General features: G+C 51.4%; 23 protein-coding genes. 22 read left to right on the forward strand and 1 reads right to left on the reverse strand.

Annotated elements, in window-relative coordinates; genetic code table 11:
• Nucleotides 1–64 precede the first annotated feature (64 nt).
• From PbB2_RS14200 to PbB2_RS14225, 7 genes are all read left to right on the forward strand, one after another.
• Complete coding sequence (locus PbB2_RS14200) at nucleotides 65–4,336, forward strand: strawberry notch-like NTP hydrolase domain-containing protein (protein WP_108986050.1); 4,272 nt, start codon at nucleotides 65–67, stop codon at nucleotides 4,334–4,336.
• 11 nt (nucleotides 4,337–4,347) lie between these two features.
• Nucleotides 4,348–5,172, forward strand: a complete 825-nt coding sequence (locus PbB2_RS14205; protein ID WP_108986051.1) for a 3'-5' exonuclease — start codon at nucleotides 4,348–4,350, stop codon at nucleotides 5,170–5,172.
• Between the two features lie 87 nt (nucleotides 5,173–5,259).
• Nucleotides 5,260–5,580 (forward strand): DeoR family transcriptional regulator, encoded by a 321-nt coding sequence (locus PbB2_RS16500; protein ID WP_108986052.1) that lies wholly within the window; start codon nucleotides 5,260–5,262, stop codon nucleotides 5,578–5,580.
• A 192-nt stretch (nucleotides 5,581–5,772) separates the two neighbouring features.
• Nucleotides 5,773–6,699 carry an ArdC family protein gene (locus PbB2_RS14215; protein ID WP_108986053.1) on the forward strand — a complete coding sequence of 309 codons (927 nt, stop codon included), beginning with the start codon at nucleotides 5,773–5,775 and terminating at the stop codon, nucleotides 6,697–6,699.
• Between the two features lie 2 nt (nucleotides 6,700–6,701).
• Nucleotides 6,702–7,358, forward strand: a complete 657-nt coding sequence (locus tag PbB2_RS14220; protein WP_108986054.1) for a JAB domain-containing protein — start codon at nucleotides 6,702–6,704, stop codon at nucleotides 7,356–7,358.
• A 36-nt stretch (nucleotides 7,359–7,394) separates the two neighbouring features.
• The gene (locus tag PbB2_RS15915; protein ID WP_133245836.1) at nucleotides 7,395–8,384 is read left to right on the forward strand and encodes a DUF7146 domain-containing protein; all 990 of its coding nucleotides are present in this window, start codon (nucleotides 7,395–7,397) and stop codon (nucleotides 8,382–8,384) included.
• A 19-nt stretch (nucleotides 8,385–8,403) separates the two neighbouring features.
• Nucleotides 8,404–8,856, forward strand: coding sequence for a hypothetical protein (locus PbB2_RS14225; RefSeq protein ID WP_108986055.1), 453 nt, complete (start codon nucleotides 8,404–8,406; stop codon nucleotides 8,854–8,856).
• Here the strand turns inward: PbB2_RS14225 and PbB2_RS14230 are convergent.
• Entirely contained in the window at nucleotides 8,842–9,045 is a 204-nt protein-coding gene (locus tag PbB2_RS14230) for a hypothetical protein (RefSeq protein WP_108986056.1), read from the reverse strand. The genes PbB2_RS14225 and PbB2_RS14230 overlap by 15 nt on opposite strands.
• A gap of 191 nt (nucleotides 9,046–9,236) precedes the next feature.
• Here PbB2_RS14230 and PbB2_RS14235 point away from each other — a divergent pair, with 191 nt between their 5' ends.
• The 15 genes from PbB2_RS14235 to PbB2_RS14295 all read left to right on the forward strand — a co-directional run bounded on the left by PbB2_RS14235 (nucleotide 9,237) and on the right by PbB2_RS14295 (nucleotide 18,945).
• Entirely contained in the window at nucleotides 9,237–9,797 is a 561-nt protein-coding gene (locus PbB2_RS14235) for a hypothetical protein (protein WP_108986057.1), read from the forward strand.
• Between the two features lie 65 nt (nucleotides 9,798–9,862).
• On the forward strand, nucleotides 9,863–10,240 hold the full coding sequence (locus tag PbB2_RS16505; RefSeq protein WP_420887470.1) for a DUF6915 family protein: 378 nt from the start codon (nucleotides 9,863–9,865) through the stop codon (nucleotides 10,238–10,240).
• Nucleotides 10,237–10,710 (forward strand): DUF6878 family protein, encoded by a 474-nt coding sequence (locus PbB2_RS14240; RefSeq protein WP_133245837.1) that lies wholly within the window; start codon nucleotides 10,237–10,239, stop codon nucleotides 10,708–10,710. The genes PbB2_RS16505 and PbB2_RS14240 overlap by 4 nt, the downstream gene beginning before the upstream one ends.
• Nucleotides 10,711–10,760: 50 nt before the next feature.
• Nucleotides 10,761–11,480, forward strand: a complete 720-nt coding sequence (locus PbB2_RS14245; protein WP_108986059.1) for a hypothetical protein — start codon at nucleotides 10,761–10,763, stop codon at nucleotides 11,478–11,480.
• Between the two features lie 21 nt (nucleotides 11,481–11,501).
• Nucleotides 11,502–11,732: a hypothetical protein gene (locus PbB2_RS14250; RefSeq protein WP_108986060.1), complete on the forward strand. Its 231-nt coding sequence runs from the start codon at nucleotides 11,502–11,504 to the stop codon at nucleotides 11,730–11,732.
• Nucleotides 11,733–11,759: 27 nt separating this feature from the next.
• Entirely contained in the window at nucleotides 11,760–12,947 is a 1,188-nt protein-coding gene (locus PbB2_RS14255) for a DUF7007 domain-containing protein (RefSeq protein ID WP_133245838.1), read from the forward strand.
• A 472-nt stretch (nucleotides 12,948–13,419) separates the two neighbouring features.
• Nucleotides 13,420–13,659, forward strand: coding sequence for a hypothetical protein (locus tag PbB2_RS15920; RefSeq protein WP_133245839.1), 240 nt, complete (start codon nucleotides 13,420–13,422; stop codon nucleotides 13,657–13,659).
• Between the two features lie 40 nt (nucleotides 13,660–13,699).
• Nucleotides 13,700–14,185: a hypothetical protein gene (locus PbB2_RS14260; protein WP_133245840.1), complete on the forward strand. Its 486-nt coding sequence runs from the start codon at nucleotides 13,700–13,702 to the stop codon at nucleotides 14,183–14,185.
• A 64-nt stretch (nucleotides 14,186–14,249) separates the two neighbouring features.
• Entirely contained in the window at nucleotides 14,250–14,693 is a 444-nt protein-coding gene (locus PbB2_RS14265; RefSeq protein ID WP_238165032.1) for a hypothetical protein, read from the forward strand.
• Between the two features lie 60 nt (nucleotides 14,694–14,753).
• Nucleotides 14,754–15,071 carry a hypothetical protein gene (locus PbB2_RS14270; protein ID WP_108986064.1) on the forward strand — a complete coding sequence of 106 codons (318 nt, stop codon included), beginning with the start codon at nucleotides 14,754–14,756 and terminating at the stop codon, nucleotides 15,069–15,071.
• 727 nt (nucleotides 15,072–15,798) lie between these two features.
• Nucleotides 15,799–16,074, forward strand: coding sequence for a hypothetical protein (locus tag PbB2_RS14275; protein ID WP_108986065.1), 276 nt, complete (start codon nucleotides 15,799–15,801; stop codon nucleotides 16,072–16,074).
• 456 nt (nucleotides 16,075–16,530) lie between these two features.
• Nucleotides 16,531–17,016 carry a single-stranded DNA-binding protein gene (locus tag PbB2_RS14280; protein WP_192576359.1) on the forward strand — a complete coding sequence of 162 codons (486 nt, stop codon included), beginning with the start codon at nucleotides 16,531–16,533 and terminating at the stop codon, nucleotides 17,014–17,016.
• Nucleotides 17,017–17,147: 131 nt separating this feature from the next.
• Nucleotides 17,148–17,330, forward strand: a complete 183-nt coding sequence (locus tag PbB2_RS14285; protein ID WP_108986067.1) for a hypothetical protein — start codon at nucleotides 17,148–17,150, stop codon at nucleotides 17,328–17,330.
• Nucleotides 17,331–17,752: 422 nt separating this feature from the next.
• Nucleotides 17,753–18,058, forward strand: a complete 306-nt coding sequence (locus PbB2_RS14290) for a DUF4326 domain-containing protein (RefSeq protein WP_108986068.1) — start codon at nucleotides 17,753–17,755, stop codon at nucleotides 18,056–18,058.
• Between the two features lie 401 nt (nucleotides 18,059–18,459).
• Nucleotides 18,460–18,945 (forward strand): single-stranded DNA-binding protein, encoded by a 486-nt coding sequence (locus PbB2_RS14295; RefSeq protein ID WP_192576359.1) that lies wholly within the window; start codon nucleotides 18,460–18,462, stop codon nucleotides 18,943–18,945.
• The last annotated feature ends 100 nt before the right edge of the window (nucleotides 18,946–19,045 follow it).

The raw sequence follows: 19,045 nt of genomic DNA on the forward strand, positions 1-19,045 counted from the left end.
CTCTTTTTTGTCCTTCATCTCGAGGGCGAGGGTTCACCCTTCAGGTGAGAAAAAGGAGAGTTCCATGTCACTACCGCTATTCAGTAGCCTCACCGAGCAAAACGGCACCGCGGGCATCATCGCCACAGCCACGCAATTGGCTTTTACCCTCCAAAAGGGCAAGGTGATCACCACAACCCTGCTTTCCGAGCTCATGACTGATAATGTAGGGGGAACCGACGCAGACGGCATGTGGCACTGGCGCGACGCATATGACGCGGTTGAAATGGCGCTCGCCATGACCGTTCGCCGCAACGACGAGATGGTCGCTTCGATCCTAACCAATCCCCATCCAACATTAGAATGGCTCCATGAGCTGATGAGCCGTGTACCAACTCAAACCAAACGATCCGATGAACAAGTTGCTCTTGATCAATTCTCAACGCCTTTGACAGTGGCAGCCTTGGCGACAATCGGCCTGAAGCCAACCCTAGGCGATCTCATCTTAGAACCTTCAGCGGGCAATGGCCTGCTTGCGATCATTCCTTCGATTCTGGGTGCAAAAGTTCTCGTCAATGAAATCGGCGAAAACCGCAATGCGATCGTAAGCGCACTCATGCATCAAAAAGCAACAAACCTAGATGGAACGCTCATCAACCACACACACCCCAACAGAAAACAATTCTCCGCCGCAATCACCAACCCCCCTTTCACCAAAATAGAACGGCATCTACTGGCAACTCTCGACGCGCTGGCCCCTGGCGGTCGCATGGCAGCCATCACCTATTCCTCTGATGCCTCTCGCAAGAAGATAACTGAAACCCTCCGCGACTACGGCAAACCACGGGCAATCCTACAGTTACCCCAAACCGCATTTTCAAAAACGGGTACTTCAGCACCGACAGATCTCATCATCTTTGACAAAGTCTCAGAAGCTGACAGCCCCCTAATCGCTGCCCCCACGAGTTGGGAAGAAGCCGCAGACATCTTGATGGGCCTTCCCGCACGCGAATCCGCTCAGCCTGTTCAAACCGATGAACGTCCCATGAGCCCGCTCCTCAGAGCCAGAATGGGAGCGCAACGCCGTACCCGGTTTGCTATACCCGACAACATTGTGAAAATTGACTACTCCACGAAGGAATGGGATGCGCCAGAAGCTACCAGTTCGGCTATCTATGCCGCTTATAAACCAAGCAGGATCAAACCAGCGCATTCTGTCGAGCATCCTTCAGCTTTGGTTCAATCAGCCGCAATGGCGTCATTGCCTGCCCCAATTGCGACTTACGTGCCCGAACTGCCCAAAACTGTCACCGATAAGAAGCTCTTATCTGATCCTCAGCTCGAAACTCTAATTTATGCCGGCCAAGCACACAGCGAATACCTGCCCGGGCGCTATATCATCAATGAAGACAAGCCTACTGAAATCGAGTTTAGCGCGACTGATCAAGGGGTTCTGGTCAGACGCGGATATTTTCTCGGTGACGGCACGGGCGTGGGTAAAGGCCGCCAAGCAGCAGCAATTATCCTCGATAACTTGTGTAAAGGCCGCACCAAAGCGATCTGGATATCCAAAAACAGCGAACTACTCGAAGATGCCCGCCGAGATTGGACGGCATTAGGAGGCGTTCCAGAAGACGTACAACCCTTGTCAACGTGGTCCGCAAACGACCAGATTCCTCTCCAGCGCGGTATTTTATTTGCGACCTATGGATCCTTACGCCAAGCGGAAAGAGAAGGACGCAGATCGCGACTTCGTCAAATCACAGAATGGTTCGGAAAAGAAAATGATGGCGTTATTCTTTTTGACGAATCTCACGCGCTTGCTAATGCCACGGCAAGCGGCAGCAGCGGCAATGGGTTACGCGGGCGAGGCGCATCCCAGCAAGGTGTCGCGGGCCTAAGCCTCCAAAACCTACTCCCAAACGCACGTGTCGTTTATATCAGCGCAACTGGCGCTCAAGAAGTAGAACATCTCGCCTATGCCGCACGCTTGGGCATCTGGGGCGCGCCTCAAACCCCGTTTCCAACCCGCGAAGCATTTGTCACCACAATATCCCAAGGTGGCGTCGCCGCACTGGAAATCCTTTGCCGCGATCTCTATAGTTTAGGCTCCTATACCGCTCGAAACCTCAGCTTCGAAGGCGTCGAATATGAGCAACTTACCCACGAATTAACACCAAGTGACATCGAGATCTACGATGCTTGGGCCGACGCTTGGCGTGTTGTTCTCGATAATCTAAATGAGGTCCTCGAACATCTCGGGATCACCACATCAAGCGGAAAGGCCCTCTCAAAACAGGCAAAAGCATCAGCACTCTCTACCTTTTATAGCGCCCAACAGCGCTTCTTCGCCCACATGTTGCAATCATTGAAAACGCCAAGCCTAATTGCTCGTATCGAAGCGGAACTGGCAGCTGGCAACGCATGCATCATCCAATTGGTATCGACGAATGAAGCCCTTCTAAGCCGCAGGCTCCAAGAGCTTTCACCCGCCGAATGGTCTGACCTTACAATCGACACCACGCCAACCGAATATATCAAAGACTATCTGAACGCCTGTTTTCCAATCCATCTTTATGAAGAAGATGACAGCGAAGAAGGTGCCCCAACCGCCACAATGGTAAAAATCGACGGCCAACCACTTGTCTCTGATCATGCAGTGCAAGTTCGTGATGACTTAATCGAACGGATTGCATCACTTCCAAGTCTAAAGGGCGGCTTAGATCAACTAATTCATCATTTTGGCACAGACCGAGTCGCTGAGATAACAGGCCGCTCAAAACGAGTTATCAAACGTGGCCACAGGCTTATGGTCGAACGTCGGCCCCCTTCGTCTAGCCTGTCTGATGCAAACGCTTTTGCCGAAGACACCAAACAGATTCTGATCTTCTCTGACGCTGGCGGAACAGGCCGCAGCTACCACGCGGACAAAAACATCAAGAATCAACGCAGACGCGTCCACTTCTTATTGGAGGCTGGCTGGAAAGCGCAAACCGCAATCCAGGGTCTTGGTCGCTCTAACAGAACCAATCAATCAAGTGCGCCGATCTTCATCATGGTAACCACGAATCTGGAAGGCGAAAAGCGATTTACAGCGACGATAGCCCAACGCCTCGACAAGCTCGGTGCTGCCACACGGGGGGAACGCCGTACTGGAGGTCAAAATCTTTTCAAGCCCGAAGACGCAATTCAGGGCCCCTATACAAGCGAAGCACTTAACACCTTTTATAAAGCGATCGCGAACGGGACTTTGGGTAAGCCAACGGACTGGCCTGAAGGCGAATATTACACTCCGCCAATCACATGCGGAAACTTCGAACGTCTGCTTAACCTGTCACTCACAACAGATGACGGCAGCATACGGGAGGATCTGCCCCCGCTCAACCGGTTCCTAGCACGGATCCTAGCATTACCGGTCCAGCAGCAAAACACGATCTTTGGCCACTTCCTTTCCTACCTTCAAGCCCGTCTTCGGGCGGCTGAAGCAGCAGGGGTATTGGACAAAGGAATGGAGGACCTCGTCGCACCATCTATTGAGCTTGAAAGCCAAGAAACCCTCTCCACTGACCCAAGAACTGGCGCGGCTACCAACCTGATAACTGTGACACTCGAAACCCCCGTAAAGCCAATGTCTTTGGACGAAGCCCGATCCCGCTACAACCGAGTAGCAGGTGCCCGCTATATCATAAACCAACGCAGTGGACGGGCCGGACTTTTGATACCGGGCGATGACTGGCTCGTGGAAGGCGTTCGCGTCCCCACGTTCAGACTTATCCGGCCAACCGAACGCCGCGAAATACCTAAGCATGAATATGCCGATACGCATTGGGAAGATGCCGCTCCCAGCGTTTGGGCAAATGCCTGGACCGACGAAATCGATAACTCACCCAAAATGCGCAAACAAAGCTACCATCTCCTAACGGGCCTATTGATGGAATACTGGAAGCTCCTTCCTCCAAATGAAGGAATGCAAATCCGCCGCGTCCGCTGCAATGACGGGTCAACTTGGCTAGGACGTCTTCTCCCAGATTCCCAAGCCGAAACGCTCTTGCAAGTCATGGGCAAGCGCAAAGTGACCGACTATACCCCCGCAAGCCTTTGCGAGCAGATCAAAGACAAATCTGCTATCATTGTTCTGACTGACGGATCCACGATTAAGACCGCCAAAGTCGCGAACAAGGCAAGGATCGAGGTGAGGACTGCGAATGTGGATATGGCAGAACGGCTCACCAAAATCGGCGCATTCAGTGAAATCATCGAATTCAAACGCCGATATTTCATCCCTTGGGATAACCCAGAACCTGTGTTGTCGACCCTGCTTACCATTTACCCGATCGCCAGCATCCAACGAGATTAAAAGGAAATCCTATGCGCTCACCCGTCCTCGTCGTTGACATTGAAACGATCCCAGACCCAGACTTGATTGGGCCTGACTTCGATCCGACAATCTTTCCACCTCTACCCTTTCACAAAGTTGTTTGCATCGGGGCCCTAAGGGCACAAAAAGTCCAAGGCCACACATCTCGATGGGAACCTATGCAATGCGACTGCATCGGTGATCCCGAAGACACCGAAGCCGAACTTATCAAAAAATTCTGGGCTTATCTCGACTCGAGCAAACCAACCTTAATCACCTACAACGGGCGGGGATTTGATATCCCAGCTATGATCGTTCGATCGACAGCGTTAGGAATTCAAACAGCCGGATGCTGGACCCACAATCGTTATGAGAATTATCTCTACCGATATGGGGACCGGCACATGGACCTCATGGATCAATTATCTAACTATGGCGCAGCGCGAAACATAGCTCTTGACGCAATGGCGCGAGCTTGCGGCTATCCTGGCAAGATCGGTGGTCATGGGTCAGAAGTAAGTAAGCAGCTTGCCGACGAGGGGATCCAAGCTGTCCGCGATTATTGCCTCGGAGACGTTCTCAATACCTACGGAATATTCCTGAACTACTTAAGGACTATGGGCGAAAGTACAGCCGTCACCTGGCATGCCAACCGCAACGCGCTTCATCGCTTCGTAAACCAAACAGATGCCAAAGAGCCGCTAAAAAACTACGCCCGAAGCTGGAACTACGAACCCGTACCTGTCGATGAAGACCCAGCAGAACCAGGCGACGCCGCGGATCAAAACAGCGAAATTGCGCTCCATGTCGAGGCAAAAAAGTCGAATTTCTATTAAGGCTGTCGGTCCACCCAAAGATAGAATTCGAAAAATCTCTTTTAATTGGTAATTGAAGGATCACAAAGCCTTTGATAGAGTTTGCTCATGGCAAACAACTGGTTTCAGCACCAACGACAACAATGGATTCAAGATCACGTCCGCGCATACGGATGTGTAAGCACGCATGCCCTGAGTGCCTATTTTTCGATTAGCCCAAAGCTAGCGCGAAAAGATCTTGAAACCTTTGCTAAATCTGCCCCAAACTCGACCCTCAAACAACAAGACGAAGACGGGGTTCATGCTGTGATCCTCGCCCCGAAAACTGGCGAGCGAGTTCCAGAACATTGGGCGACGCTTGTGGGTGTTGAACCAGTTGCCGCCCACTGGGATACTTGGCTACAGCCACGGACTCTACGCCTAGTCTAAACAGCCAAAAGCCTAAACGAAATCTGCCGAGGCCGAGGCTGCGCGCTTCGGACGGTCCTAAGATGTCTTAAACTCAGGCTCGGACCAAAACCTTCTCTCTATCCAAACTGACCCTGTCATTGCCCCGCACGAATAAACCCGCGGGCGCATGACTGTGTCTGAATTTAACTCACCAGACACCGGAGACCTGTCATGTTGAACACTTCTGTCGCCGCCATCATTTCCACAATTAGCGGCTTGCTGGAGGCTGGCACGCGTCCTTGGGTGAAGCCATGGGATGGGGGCACGGGATTAACGGGGATGCCCCTGCGCCACAATGGGGTAGAATTCACCGGAAGCAACCGCTTCTGGCTGATGCTAAAGAACCTTGAACATAGCTCACCCTATTGGCTGACCTACAAACAAGCCCAAGAGCTCGGCGGCCAGGTTCGAAAGGGCGAAAAGTCTTGCCACGCTCTCTTGGCGACAACATCAGTCAAAGAAAAGCCAGAAGCGTCAGACGGTGAGATGGATATACGCCGCTTTTATAAAACATATCCGGTGTTCAACGCCGACCAGATCGAGGATCTACCATCGAGCTTCTATCCGACCACACTCGCAAACGACAAAACAGCCCACGAAGTTACGGCCGAAGCGATTGCTCTTCGGCAAAAACTGGACCGGTTTCCAATCACCCGCATCGTCGGCAACAGCGCTTACTATAGTCCAGCGCAAGACCTGATTTGTCTGCCACCAGCAGCGGATTTCCATACGCTACAGGACGCGTTTGCAACCGAATTGCACGAACTCATCCATGCAACGGGAGCAAACCATCGCACCGGCCGCCGCCAAGCGCTTAAAGAGAAGAAATGGACCAGCGGCGAAACCTATTACGCCTATGAAGAATTGGTCGCCGAATTGGGAAGCATCATAGCCTCCTATTGGCTAGGAATTCCCCCAAATCAGAGCGTGATGGAAAACCATGCCTCCTATCTGGATTCCTGGTCAAAGCTAATGACCGACCGTCCAACAAGCTTCCTCACCGCCTCTCATCTGGCAGAACAAGCCGCGCAATATCTCATGAAAACGATCGGTGAAGCACCTGCTAACGACGATGAACTTATTGAAGAAGCAGCCTGATCATGGAGCTTTTGAGCATAATCCCCGACCAAGAAGAGCAACCTAAACATCACGCGAATGCGCCATCAAACGATGACATCATGGCGTTAGCAGAACTTCTCGATGATCCAACGCCCAGAGAAAGGCTAAGCAGGGCTTGTAGCATGCTCGAGCATCTTACTCTGGATGGCCTTCTCGCATTTCCGTGGGCCGCCAGTCTGAAACACCACAGGCTATCCGAGCGCGAGATTGACAGGCTAAAAGCGGTGAAAAAGCTGATAAAAAGATCTCCCCCGCCGTCAATAAACCCTTCAAGCGAGATATTGTCATGCCACAGCCAAGTCGTGAAATATCTCAAAGCCGAGATAGGATCACTACGCAATGAGTGCATGGTCATCCTTTATCTAAATGCAAGATTCGGACTTCTGCATGAAGAAGTGACTACAAATCACAGACCTAATTTTGTCGCAATCGAAGCAAGAAAGATCATGAGGACGGCAATCCTATTAGGTGCGCCCCAGATGATTATTGCTCATAACCATCCTTCAGGCGACACAACACCCTCGAAGGCAGATTTATCGTTCAGCTTAACACTCAAGCAGCTGGGCAATGAACTAGACATCACCCTTCTCTACTCGCTGATCATTGCGAGCGACACTATCACAACCATCCAAATCTAACGTCGCAGGACGTGGACAAAGCTAAGGGCAATCCTCATGACACTGAGAAGCCTCAATACACCAACACCGGAAATCGTAAGAAGCCTTTTAGGAGACCCAAAACCCCATTTAACCAAGGGGACAAAGTGGCGGTATGGCGCGCGGGGATCTCTAGCCGTCGATGCGGCACGCGGGATCTGGTTTGACCATGAGAGCGGGCAAGGGGGGGGTATCATCCAGCTTATCATGGCCCAAACCAACTGCCGTAACGAAGCTGAAGCACTTCAATGGCTCAAAAGCGAAAATCACTTAAAACATATCGTAAAAGCTCCGGAATCTTCGGCGACAAAACATGCAAGTCGCACGCAAAACGCTCTCGATGCGGCAAAGCTCAAAATTAGCCTTAATTTATGGCAAGGTGCCACTGCCATTTCAGATACGCTGGCTGAAACCTACCTCGTATTGCATAGATCCCTGCCCAGACACCTCATCCGCTCACAAGCAGTCCTACGATTTCATGATCGCGTTCCGGCCAACCCGTATCTGCGAATCTCAACGTACCATCCTGCCATGCTTGCTGCCGTCCAAAACCCATCTGGCGCATTTGCCGGCGTTCATATCACTTACCTCGATACTGCCGGAAAAAAGGCGACAATTGAGCCTCAGAAGAGGCTATTAGGGCCAAACCTCTCTGGGTGCAGCGTTCGGTTTGCAGCAAAGCAGACAAGTCACATTCTCGTCGGCGAAGGCATAGAAAACACCCTAGCGGCAATGTTCTTATCGAGCCTTCCAGGAGCGGCCACACTTTCCAGCTCACTGATGCGCGCATTCAAGCCGTGGCCAAGTATCAAAGAGATCACACCAGCGCCCGACCATGATCGTCCAAGTTCAAGGGGGGCAAAGGCGGGGCAAGATGCAGCTGACGCTTTGAGGCGAAGACTCAGCGGCAGTCATGAAATCCATCCCTGTCTTCTGCCGCATTGGCCAGGCAGCGACCATGCCGAGACGCTAAGCCGCTGTCCAATCCATCCAGATGACGAGGTGTAACCGATGAAGGTGAACAGCCATGTCCGACAGTCTCGCCGAACTTCTTCAAACTGAAATCGCCAAATGTCCCATAAGACATCAATTGTTTCGAAAAAGTGCCATTTGGTTTTTGCGGCAAGTGTGGTCCCATCTGGAATCTGGATCAGAAAAAGCAGAGATTGAGTGGCTGAACCAGCGCAACAGAATTGCGGGCGAAGCCAGACTTTTCTCAAAATCGCTCTTCATTTCCATCACGCAAAGATGGCCGGAAGATACAACAAGTTTCCTCGTGCGAAACATTTCCGACCGACAAAGTTGGCAAGGCGGGCAAAACCTATGGCTTGCTGACCAATTATTGGATTCACCCTTTGAAGCGGCACTGGAAATAAGTCGTATTCTCGGATTGCGCCAACCGGCTAATGACCTCATCAGCCTCATGACGACACACGAAAATGACAATGCCCCCGAGACCAGGAATTCATTTTTTGGCTAGAACTTTCAGAAAATCTGATACGGTAAGCCCCGCTTTACCCGCCAAGGTCACGACTTCAGCACCGACTGCGGCCTCACGTCGAGCCAATAACTCCTTTAATCCATCAGTGGCCAAAGCGATCTTAGCTTCCTGTTCGGAAATAAGAACGTCGAGATCAGCAACAGATTCCATTTTTTTCTTTGCAGCCATATGAACCTCCAAGAGCACTGCTCATTTATCTATTGCCTTATCGAAGGCAACTTGACAACTCCGTGATCATGGAAACGATCTGAGAGGTAAAAATTCAAAAATGAGACCGCAAACCGATACAAAACCCCAAAACGCACTCTCACGAGCGCAAAATTGAATCCGTCGAAACCAAAGAGATCCACAGAGTCACCATGTCGCAAGGCCCACAGCTCATTCAGGAAATGAAACGCCTCATAGCGGAGTGTGTTGGCGATCTTATGGCAACCTTGTCAATCACGCTTCCAGCCCTCTTTTTGGTAGCTATTTGGTTCGTTGGACTAAATAAAATCGTCTCAGATCCACCACGAAAAATGATCGCCGTCACAACCATCTATTTTATCTTGGTGACAATTACCGGCTATCTCGTGACCCGGGCGATGACAAACGTCATCACAATCCAATCGATCCTTTCAAAATTGGAATCGATAAGAAAAATTGCCTCGAGCAATGTTTTCGAACGACGAATAGCCCTCAACAAGCTTAGCCAACGCCATCGAAGTGGTTTCCAAAACCTTTATCAACTCATTCAAAATGCGACGATCGCATTTACTATCTTCACAATTTTAGCGTCGATTGCTGGACCACTTCTCACAAAACCAGCAATGATCGGTTTTCACCAGATCATGGTATTGGCCATACTAGCGACATCAGTCCTTTATGCGCTGGCGAATACAGAGACCAGTGTGCGCCGGACCCTATCAAGCCTGCGATAAAGAGCATTCCAAGGACAAGGCTTCTTTGACGATTTGCCCATGCAAATTGACAAAGGAGGCCCAAAATGGATGCTTACCTACATGCACAATCCTCAGTGAAAGCCTGGGGCGGATCGTGGGAAGACTACCACCATATCCATTTGTGGCTCGATGGCTCAAAAACCATCACCGCTGACCCCCGACATCGAGCGCTACGACACCATGCAGAGGGTATAAGCCTCTGCGTCCAAATCTTTGGCCCAACCATAATCAATAGTGATGGTCGAACCGTCATGACTAGACACATCGCGGAGCGACATGTCGAGGAAGACCTTGGACGAGTGCCCAGCTGGTCAGATTGGTGCCTCAACATCGCATTTCAGCCATGGATGATGGGCCCACGTCGAAGCAAGCGCCACCCAATCACAACACTCACGAAACAGGCAAAGGAGAGTCAATCATGACTTATGACCCAATCGAAATGGCGGCCGAGACCAAAAGGGCTATGGATGCGCGCTCTGACAGAGTGAAATTGCTTGCCAGACAAGTCGCCACTGCGTTGGCCGCCCTCGACCCCGAAATTCTTGAAATCTTCCTTCCCTACAGCGGATGTGGGGATAGCGGATGCACGGACAATCTTATCATCGTGCATGGCGAAACAGCCAAGACCGAACCTGCACCGCCCAAAGTCACGAATTGTGCGACCGAGATCGGCATCACCATAGAAAACGCGATGGATGAAATCTTCTGTCTGGCTGAGGAGCTCCACTTTGAAGGATGGGAAAACAACAATGGGGGATCGGGAACCGTCATTGTCGACGTGAAAAATGGCACAGCCAAAGTCGAGCATAGCTGGATCGTTGAAACGACCGAAGACCAGACATTCGACTTCGCCCCTTCAGAGCCACCCACCCAAGCCGATAGCAACGCATAAAGCTGCGAACATAGCGGGTCTCAACCAGATAATGAAAGGGGCACTGACCCATGACCATCCTATCAACCATGATTATCGGACCAGTGATCGAAACACAGAAGATTGGTGCGCTTTTCTACTCCGCACTGCTTGGTATGAACCTGGCCGGCGCTGCAGTTGTCTTTGTCGGGGCTCACCATCGTGAAGACGACGAGCCGTGCATCTTTACCGAAGCGAAAGACCTCATCGAGGCGCGGGAAATAATCCTCAAAGAGGCAAATATTTCGAATACGACCGACTCTGACAAAGATCAGGCGGCTCCAAAGCCGCCGAAAACTAGGGAATGGAACTTCGAAGATCCAACCCTAACCAAGCGCCTCTTCAACGCCAATGAAGTGATCGAGTTTGCAACAACCGCGATCACCTTGGCATTTAATTGGGAAGCGGTACTGGAAGGCAAAATCAACACCGTGGACCGAAAAAAGCTTCAAGATGAAGCTCAACGCTATCAAAAGGCAAATGGATCTATCGAAACCTACGCGACACTCTCTCGGTTGGCCTTTCTCGCAGAGATGGCGCTGTATGAACTGGACGTTCAAACCAGCCTAGATCTCACAGATTCCAGAAGCTGGCACTGGGGGACGATGCCGATTTATCTTTGGTGCGCCATTCACCATGGGTTGGACCGCTACACGCAAGCCGACGCCAACGCGCATTTTTCTGTGCAGAACAAGACACCCTTTGCGGCGAACAACTCGACAGAGATCGAGGGCAAGGCTGCCGCTGCATGATCGCCAGTAAGGGAGATCATCATGGCCGGCAAGACGACGATAACGCAATCGGAATTCAGAAGCTTGGCCCGCAAGGCGGGTTTCAAACTGAAGATCAAAAGCTACTCAGAATTCGCAGCCGTTACCCACGTAAACGGCCAAGAAACCCGCACGGTTTCTTTTGAACCAGCCGGAATACCAGAGCTCACCAAATATCACCAATGGAGCTCCCAATTCCAAGTGCTCGATGGCGCTTATCGAACTGTCAAATAATTCCAATCACACTTCAAAGGAAAGCACATGAACCGCTTTTTACCTGTCCCAAAACCCATGGGGAGCCCATGGGGTCACATCCAAGATGCTGATCAAATCGCACCAGGAATCTGGTCCGTTTCAACTGCCAGTCACGGAGGATTTTACCTTTCGCAAGAGCGTATGTCTGCCCTGCCAGACTATCTGAAAGTCAACACTTACGGTCAAACCTGTTGGTTTGAAGAGGACGTCGAAGTGTCGCTCGTCTTGCTTGGCTTTGCCGATGAATTCGCCACTCATCCTTTTTACGGAAAGTGGAGCGACATGATCGTGAAGACCGTGGAGCAATATTATCCAGATGCGTTTAGGGCCCATGTGGCACAAAATGCCTTGAAGCAAGGGGCGGAAACTGGCTACGACTTAGAACTGCGTGCAAGTGATGCCACACCCATTGCGAGCAGTATTGATAGGTCTTTAGAAAACCTGCCCACGCGTGAAATGTTGCGAGACGCTGGTCTTAAATTGTTGAAAAGTGGCCCAGAATGGATGCCCCGCAACATAAGGACGTTTCGATACTATGATGTTACTTTTGCCAAGGGTCGCAATGCCTTCGGGCATGTAACAGACGGCATCACGACTACGGGCACGGTCGTCCATGTAGACGCACTTATGACCATTATTAAGGTGAAGCCCAGTCAGTATGCCATCGTTGCAAGTGGCCTTCTGCCTAACGCATTAAGTGTGGGAACAAAGGCCACAATCACACCGTATAAACGAAAATCACTGGAAGACTTTGGCCAAGTCGACGGACCGCGCACCAGCAGTGATGGAACCAGCGTATACATGATTGGTGCCAAAACACAGATACCAGGGCCGCCTGAAACCCCATACCACCAAGATATGAAACACCAACTCGAAACATGTATGATGGCGGACAATTATCGCACAATTGCTAACGCTCTGGCCGATTGGCGTGCAACAGAATTTATCTGGTCGCATGAAGGCATCGACCACACACTCCGTTTCACACTGGGCAATGGAACCAAAGTCCGACTAACCTACAGCGAGATCCCTGACCTCTATACAATCGCAAACGAAACGACGGGAGACGAGACCAAAAATCTCTACACGGAGGATCTGGCTCATGTCTTTCAAGCGCTCGCCAACGAGAATACTGACTGGTTCAGGCCGCAAGTTGTAATCCATAACGCTAACGCCAAGAAAGCGGCCGCCTAATTTGTAGTCTCGGATTAGCTGACGCAATGGAATAATTCGAAACCCCAATCCCACTTAATCCACAAAAACCTCAAAACAAGCTTCAAAGCGTGAGCCAAACCCAAAAACGCACCCGCTTCACGCGCAACCGCTACACCGTGCATCCACAATAGCGTCTTTGCGAGCAACCCCGTCGACCCGGCCAAATTGTCTGATCAAAAGTGCGAGGCTGTACCTTGGTTAGAGACAAGGAAAGGGCGAACGCATGATTACCAAACCCCAGCAACAAGCCATTCACCGGATATTTCAACGCTCTAGCGATGGTGCAACGAGTTATCTCCAATTTCGTCGAAGATTCCGAAAAAGTTTCGATGGCTGTCTGATCGGAAAATGGGTCGGCATGACTTTGGGCATCGAAACCGACGGGTACACGCACAGCTAAACCGACCTGCGACAACAACTCCAAACCTTATAGCATGAGGAACAAAAACCGATGCAGGCGAAAACTATTCACACACAAGCACGAACTGCCGACAATAACCTTGTTTTCGACAAAAAGGTCAAAGGCAAGAAATACGGTCCACAACTTCTGCGAGAAGCGCTAGATGCGCTAGGTGAAAGCCCCGGCGAAATCCGCACCCAAACCATCGGGGCAAAAGCTTGGGCGGTCTATGTCCGCATGCCAGGCGCTTCAATTGCGACACTCGACCCTAAAAACCCTTGGCGAAACTGACCATCAACTGCTGACCCAGACCATCAAGAAGGACGCGATTATGGAACGCCTCACTTCGACCACCAAAACGCTTGTTTCCAGAACCTGGGTTGTCGAGCTCCCATTTAACGGCTTCACCAAAAGCTTTGTTCGACACTTCAGCGACGGCTCGATTACCGTTGGATATGGGGACGTGACTTATGAGGAACTCCTCACCAAATTGGGCGATAACTTAAAAATCGTAAGTGATGATGAGCTGGAAGCGATGATGGACGCTCATGAGCAATCCTTATTCACGACTCCTACAGCAATTTCTCAAGAGAAATGGGACGAGATGCTATGCGTCCTGCCGCCCGCTCGCTGGACTAGAGGCCGCGTAGAACTCTTCCATATCAACGAGCACTTATCAGGCTCCGCGGTCGATTGGTACGGTCACATCAATGGATCCTATTACACTTGGACCCAATCATGTGGTGCCAGCACAAAAGACATGGAAGACCTTGTATTGGAAGCTCACAAAAAGGCCTCCTCCATCCAAGTAACCTGATCGCCCAATACTTCGCGAAGCCCAAAAACCCAATGCTCCAATGTCAACGACGGATATTGCCGCCATGTCAACACATGAACAAATTGAATCCGAATTAAACCTCTGGAAGCCAGTACACGAAACCAACCCAACCTTACCTAAAGGATATTGGTGCATCCGTGACGGAAATGACCGGCTAATTTGTGATTTTGCTGAAGCTCCAGATAGCGAAGCAAACGCCAAGAAGATTGCCGAGCTCTATAATGAGCAACTGGCAATGGTAACCCGGCCCGCAGATCCTGTTACCGTCATGCTATATGGTTGGACGCGAATAAACGGCGAAAAAACATATGCTGAGGAACTTAAAGCCATCGAAGGTTGGGAAGTCTACACAAGAGTCCCACTTAGTGGTCCAAAACATGATCAGTTTGACGTCACCGACGAAGAAGACTTCACGAATTATGAAGAAGCACGAGCAGCTGCAGAAAGGCGGGCCTCAGAATTAAACTGCGAAATCGACGAATACTGAGGCTCCCTCAAAAGGAGTCCAAGGACAAGGCTGGTCGAAACGGTTGAAAGGAGTGCCACAATGACAGGACCCACTCAACCAACACGAAATTCAGCGGCAAAGCCCATCGAAGCCTCCGAAAAACAACTCTTAAAATATACCACATACCGAACGGTATTTGGAACGCTGTCAGCCTTTTGGAAAGCAACGGGAGCTTCGCTGACGCTGATCTTAGCGAGCAACAACGTGCCTTCAGTGCTAGAGACATTTGACGTTCAACTGGCGAGGCTACTTTTAATTGCAAACATATTGCTCATGGGTCTGTTTGCGATATATTGTGATCTGGCCCAGGCACTAAATTCTGTGAAGTTTGATCTCATGAGGGAAAAGCTAAAATGACGGAGTATAACGCAATTACTTTCCTAGTGGGCATCTGCCTTTGGACTGGCTTCCTTGTGATAAGCACACTGTGGGCTGGATATAAATCAAGAGAATAGCGCCCAACCTAGAAAAAGGGACCACCATCTTGGTGGTCCTTTTTTTATGCTGTTTTGTCCGAGATCGAACCTGCTTAAAAACTTTCATAACGGTGCCACTCAAGCCTATAAACCCCTGAAAACGCACCCGCTTCACGCGCAACCGACAAGGGCTGCACCATCCGGTTCAGCCACTGCGCGCAGGCTCAATTCTGCCTGCTTGCCTTCGCCCAATGACTTTGTGCCAAAGCCTTGGGCTGCGCGGAAGCCTTGCTAAGCGAGGCTTCCTTTCATCGCCAGAGACCATTGGTGAGCGCCCAAACCGCACCTCGGCAACCAATTACAAATGGCGGTCACAGCAGACCCACTCCGAGGGCAAGGCAATGACTGCCCAAGTAAGGCACAGAGGCAATCAAGCGCTCGTGTCGGGGAGCAATAGGTCAGATGACTTAAAGTACCAGGCAGGGAGACCGACAATCTCTCCCCCAACAGTGGCTTGGCGCTGTTGGCTCTTGGCACTATCGCCATGACAAGCGGCTCATCACTCTGCATCCATAGAAACCGAAGGTAACGTAGAACGGCCAATTTCGGGTAACGGGCAGAGCGAGAGTGACAGCCACCAAGCATTTCAACCTCGAAAGGAGCACACCATGTTTAGCGATCCAGACCGCGAACGCGAAGACGCTCTGTATCAAGACAGCCTAACCACGGCACAACATACCTCGGCAGCCCTGTCCCAATGGGCGACAGCTTATGGGGAAGAAGACCCTCAATCAGCTTGGATTCTGACCCCATATGATATCTGGATGAAGAATCCACATTACCAAGGTGCACCTGTTCCTCACCCTGAAGATGATAGTTTTCACGACCAGGATGAAGGCAAAAGCAAGACCGTCGACCCTGACGACTTAGAAGATCCGTTCTAAATTAAAATCAGAACCCCGACAAAGCGGACCTCGCAAAGCGGGTCCGCTTTTTGCTTTTAGCATTCAAAAAGAAAACAAGAAGAAGAATAATAGGCCACCCTCCCCTATACGCACCCGCTTCACGCGCAACCGACAAGGGCTGCACCATCCGGTTCAGCCACTGCGCGCAGGCCCAGCTCTGCCTGCTTGCCTTCGCCCAATGACTTTGTGCCAAAGCCTTGGGCTGCGCGGAAGCCTTGCTAAGCGAGGCTTCCTTTCATTGCAGGGGGCGATGTTGAGGCGGTCAAAGACGCTCAAAGGCTCAAAATCTCTTGGACATTTATGCCGGACTAGCGAGAGGCGCGAACCCAAAACCAATGACGGCCATGGCGGACAGGCTCCAAGGGCAAGGCAATGCCTGCCCAAGTAAGACATAGAGGCAATCAGGCGCTCTGGTCGAAAACAGGAGAAACCACCATGGAAGCAATCGCATTCTTCACCGTCTCGGGCAACCTCGCATCCGATCCAGAACCAATCCGGGGCGGCTGCCGCCTGACGGTGATGGCCAACACTGAATATCGCCGCGACAATGGCGATGAAGTCAAAAAGACCCATGCCTTCAAAATCACCGTGTTCGGCAAGTTGGCCGACACCCTGATCCAATACGCCGAAAAGGGTGCTGCTTGCACTGTTTACAACGGCGTTCTGGCCACATCGCAACGCCCAGTTCGTCGGTTGGACGACAACGGCCAAGAGAAGGAAGAGAAGTGGCTGATGAACGATCTGTTGGCCGGCCCTGGCACGCAGATCAGATTCCAAAACAAGAGCGGATCACGTTCGGACGAAAGCCGCGCTCCAGCCAATGACGACGCAACAGCTCACGCTGAAGCAGCCTCCGGCCGGAGCACCAAAGGCCGGAAACAACAGACCCGCCAAGAAGAGTTGGAAGATATCCCCTTCTGAAAAACCCTTAGCGCGACAAGCGGGATCGGCCCAGCCGGTCCCGTTTGCCATGTCATCATCACCAAGTGCCCACGCTCAAACGCCTCCAAGGACAAGGCTTTGCCTTACCGGCAAACAAAAAGAAGTGAAACATGGAACATACAGTCACTGAAGTGCCCTACAGCCACATCGCCCAATTAAAGTCGGACTTTGTACCCATCGACAAAAGGGATGGGATCACGCTCGTGGCAGGGTTCCGCATCGAGACGGACGCTGTTGGGTTCAACCTCTATAGCTATAGCGAACAGGCGGGGACCAACCAGTTGCAAAGCTGATATGACACCCTTGGTGAAGCTCTGATTGCCTTTAATCTACTCGGCTCATCAACGAATAGAAGTGGGATTGAGAGCGCTAAAGGGTGTTCTCATCCCACTTAATGAAAGGCTCAAGGCCAAGGCGGCAGTTGCAGTTTTGCCAGAAAGGAGAGGCGAGAACAACACCAAAGAAATGTCAGGCAGACGTTCAAAAAGCGCGAAGTCACCCGAAGCCTAACCCCAGGGGGTGACTTCAAAGCTGCCTTTCGACCAAATATGGACGGAGGCAAGCGGGATCCGTGAATTTCCCCCTGTCCCACGGATCCCGCTCATTAGCACCGATCCCAAATTGTTCAACAAGCCGCCACGCAATTGGCGGCCTTTTTTATGCCACCAAGTACCCAGGCATAACCCCGCAAATCGAATGACGGTCGATATAAGAGATGAAAATCAAAGTCGGAAATTTACATGATGGGCGAAAGCCAACCAACGGAGTTTACATAGGGCGAGGGAGCATATGGGGTAATCCATTTCAAATGACGCGCGAAGATGACAGAGGTGAAGTCATAAAAAAATATGCAAAATGGCTAAGAAGCCAGCCAAATATTGTAACGAAGATCGAGGAGCTGCGCGGCAAAGAACTCAGATGTTTTTGTGCGCCAAAACCATGCCACGGGCATGTGCTATTGATGTTAGCCCAAGGGATATATTTAGACGACGTCATCAAAAATGTTTGCAAAAAGCTATAGAAACTCGGCAAAAACAAAGCTGGCTCATTCTTCAAAGAGCCACCCTCCCCTATACGCACCCGCTTCACGCGCAACCGACAAGGGCTGCACCATCCGGTTCAGCCACTGCGCGCAGGCCCAGCTCTGCCTGCTTGCCTTCGCCCAATGACTTTGTGCCAAAGCCTTGGGCTGCGCGGAAGCCTTGCTAAGCGAGGCTTCCTTTCATTGCAGGGGGCGATGTTGAGGCGGTCAAAGACGCTCAAAGGCTCAAAATCTCTTGGACATTTATGCCGGACTAGCGAGAGGCGCGAACCCAAAACCAATGACGGCCATGGCGGACAGGCTCCAAGGGCAAGGCAATGCCTGCCCAAGTAAGACATAGAGGCAATCAGGCGCTCTGGTCGAAAACAGGAGAAACCACCATGGAAGCAATCGCATTCTTCACCGTCTCGGGCAACCTCGCATCCGATCCAGAACCAATCCGGGGCGGCTGCCGCCTGACGGTGATGGCCAACACTGAATATCGCCGCGACAATGGCGATGAAGTCAAAAAGACCCATGCCTTCAAAATCACCGTGTTCGGCAAGTTGGCCGACACCCTGATCCAATACGCCGAAAAGGGTGCTGCTTGCACTGTTTACAACGGCGTTCTGGCCACATCGCAACGCCCAGTTCGTCGGTTGGACGACAACGGCCAAGAGAAGGAAGAGAAGTGGCTGATGAACGATCTGTTGGCCGGCCCTGGCACGCAGATCAGATTCCAAAACAAGAGCGGATCACGTTCGGACGAAAGCCGCGCTCCAGCCAATGACGACGCAACAGCTCACGCTGAAGCAGCCTCCGGCCGGAGCACCAAAGGCCGGAAACAACAGACCCGCCAAGAAGAGTTGGAAGATATCCCCTTCTGAAAAACCCTTAGCGCGACAAGCGGGATCGGCCCAGCCGGTCCCGTTTGCCATGTCATCATCACCAAGTGCCCACGCTCAAACGCCTCCAAGGACAAGGCTT

Source organism: Candidatus Phycosocius bacilliformis (genome assembly GCF_003112735.1).
In the GTDB taxonomy this organism is placed as follows: domain Bacteria; phylum Pseudomonadota; class Alphaproteobacteria; order Caulobacterales; family Aquidulcibacteraceae; genus Aquidulcibacter; species Aquidulcibacter bacilliformis.

Excerpts from the sequence above, each read along its gene's own strand:
- PbB2_RS14240 (WP_133245837.1), top strand. The coding sequence starts at position 10,237 with ATGACTTATGACCCAATCGAAATGGCGGCCGAGACCAAAAGGGCTATG.
- PbB2_RS14295 (WP_192576359.1), top strand. The coding sequence starts at position 18,460 with ATGGAAGCAATCGCATTCTTCACCGTCTCGGGCAACCTCGCATCCGAT.
- PbB2_RS14275 (WP_108986065.1), top strand. The coding sequence starts at position 15,799 with ATGTTTAGCGATCCAGACCGCGAACGCGAAGACGCTCTGTATCAAGAC.
- PbB2_RS14270 (WP_108986064.1), top strand. The coding sequence starts at position 14,754 with ATGACAGGACCCACTCAACCAACACGAAATTCAGCGGCAAAGCCCATC.
- PbB2_RS14225 (WP_108986055.1), top strand. The coding sequence starts at position 8,404 with ATGTCCGACAGTCTCGCCGAACTTCTTCAAACTGAAATCGCCAAATGT.
- PbB2_RS14200 (WP_108986050.1), top strand. The coding sequence starts at position 65 with ATGTCACTACCGCTATTCAGTAGCCTCACCGAGCAAAACGGCACCGCG.
- PbB2_RS14245 (WP_108986059.1), top strand. The coding sequence starts at position 10,761 with ATGACCATCCTATCAACCATGATTATCGGACCAGTGATCGAAACACAG.
- PbB2_RS14205 (WP_108986051.1), top strand. The coding sequence starts at position 4,348 with ATGCGCTCACCCGTCCTCGTCGTTGACATTGAAACGATCCCAGACCCA.
- PbB2_RS14285 (WP_108986067.1), top strand. The coding sequence starts at position 17,148 with ATGGAACATACAGTCACTGAAGTGCCCTACAGCCACATCGCCCAATTA.
- PbB2_RS14230 (WP_108986056.1), bottom strand. The coding sequence starts at position 9,045 with ATGGCTGCAAAGAAAAAAATGGAATCTGTTGCTGATCTCGACGTTCTT.
- PbB2_RS14235 (WP_108986057.1), top strand. The coding sequence starts at position 9,237 with ATGTCGCAAGGCCCACAGCTCATTCAGGAAATGAAACGCCTCATAGCG.
- PbB2_RS14265 (WP_238165032.1), top strand. The coding sequence starts at position 14,250 with ATGTCAACACATGAACAAATTGAATCCGAATTAAACCTCTGGAAGCCA.
- PbB2_RS14260 (WP_133245840.1), top strand. The coding sequence starts at position 13,700 with ATGGAACGCCTCACTTCGACCACCAAAACGCTTGTTTCCAGAACCTGG.
- PbB2_RS15920 (WP_133245839.1), top strand. The coding sequence starts at position 13,420 with ATGCAGGCGAAAACTATTCACACACAAGCACGAACTGCCGACAATAAC.
- PbB2_RS16505 (WP_420887470.1), top strand. The coding sequence starts at position 9,863 with ATGGATGCTTACCTACATGCACAATCCTCAGTGAAAGCCTGGGGCGGA.
- PbB2_RS14220 (WP_108986054.1), top strand. The coding sequence starts at position 6,702 with ATGGAGCTTTTGAGCATAATCCCCGACCAAGAAGAGCAACCTAAACAT.
- PbB2_RS14215 (WP_108986053.1), top strand. The coding sequence starts at position 5,773 with ATGTTGAACACTTCTGTCGCCGCCATCATTTCCACAATTAGCGGCTTG.
- PbB2_RS14250 (WP_108986060.1), top strand. The coding sequence starts at position 11,502 with ATGGCCGGCAAGACGACGATAACGCAATCGGAATTCAGAAGCTTGGCC.
- PbB2_RS16500 (WP_108986052.1), top strand. The coding sequence starts at position 5,260 with ATGGCAAACAACTGGTTTCAGCACCAACGACAACAATGGATTCAAGAT.
- PbB2_RS14290 (WP_108986068.1), top strand. The coding sequence starts at position 17,753 with ATGAAAATCAAAGTCGGAAATTTACATGATGGGCGAAAGCCAACCAAC.
- PbB2_RS14255 (WP_133245838.1), top strand. The coding sequence starts at position 11,760 with ATGAACCGCTTTTTACCTGTCCCAAAACCCATGGGGAGCCCATGGGGT.
- PbB2_RS14280 (WP_192576359.1), top strand. The coding sequence starts at position 16,531 with ATGGAAGCAATCGCATTCTTCACCGTCTCGGGCAACCTCGCATCCGAT.
- PbB2_RS15915 (WP_133245836.1), top strand. The coding sequence starts at position 7,395 with ATGACACTGAGAAGCCTCAATACACCAACACCGGAAATCGTAAGAAGC.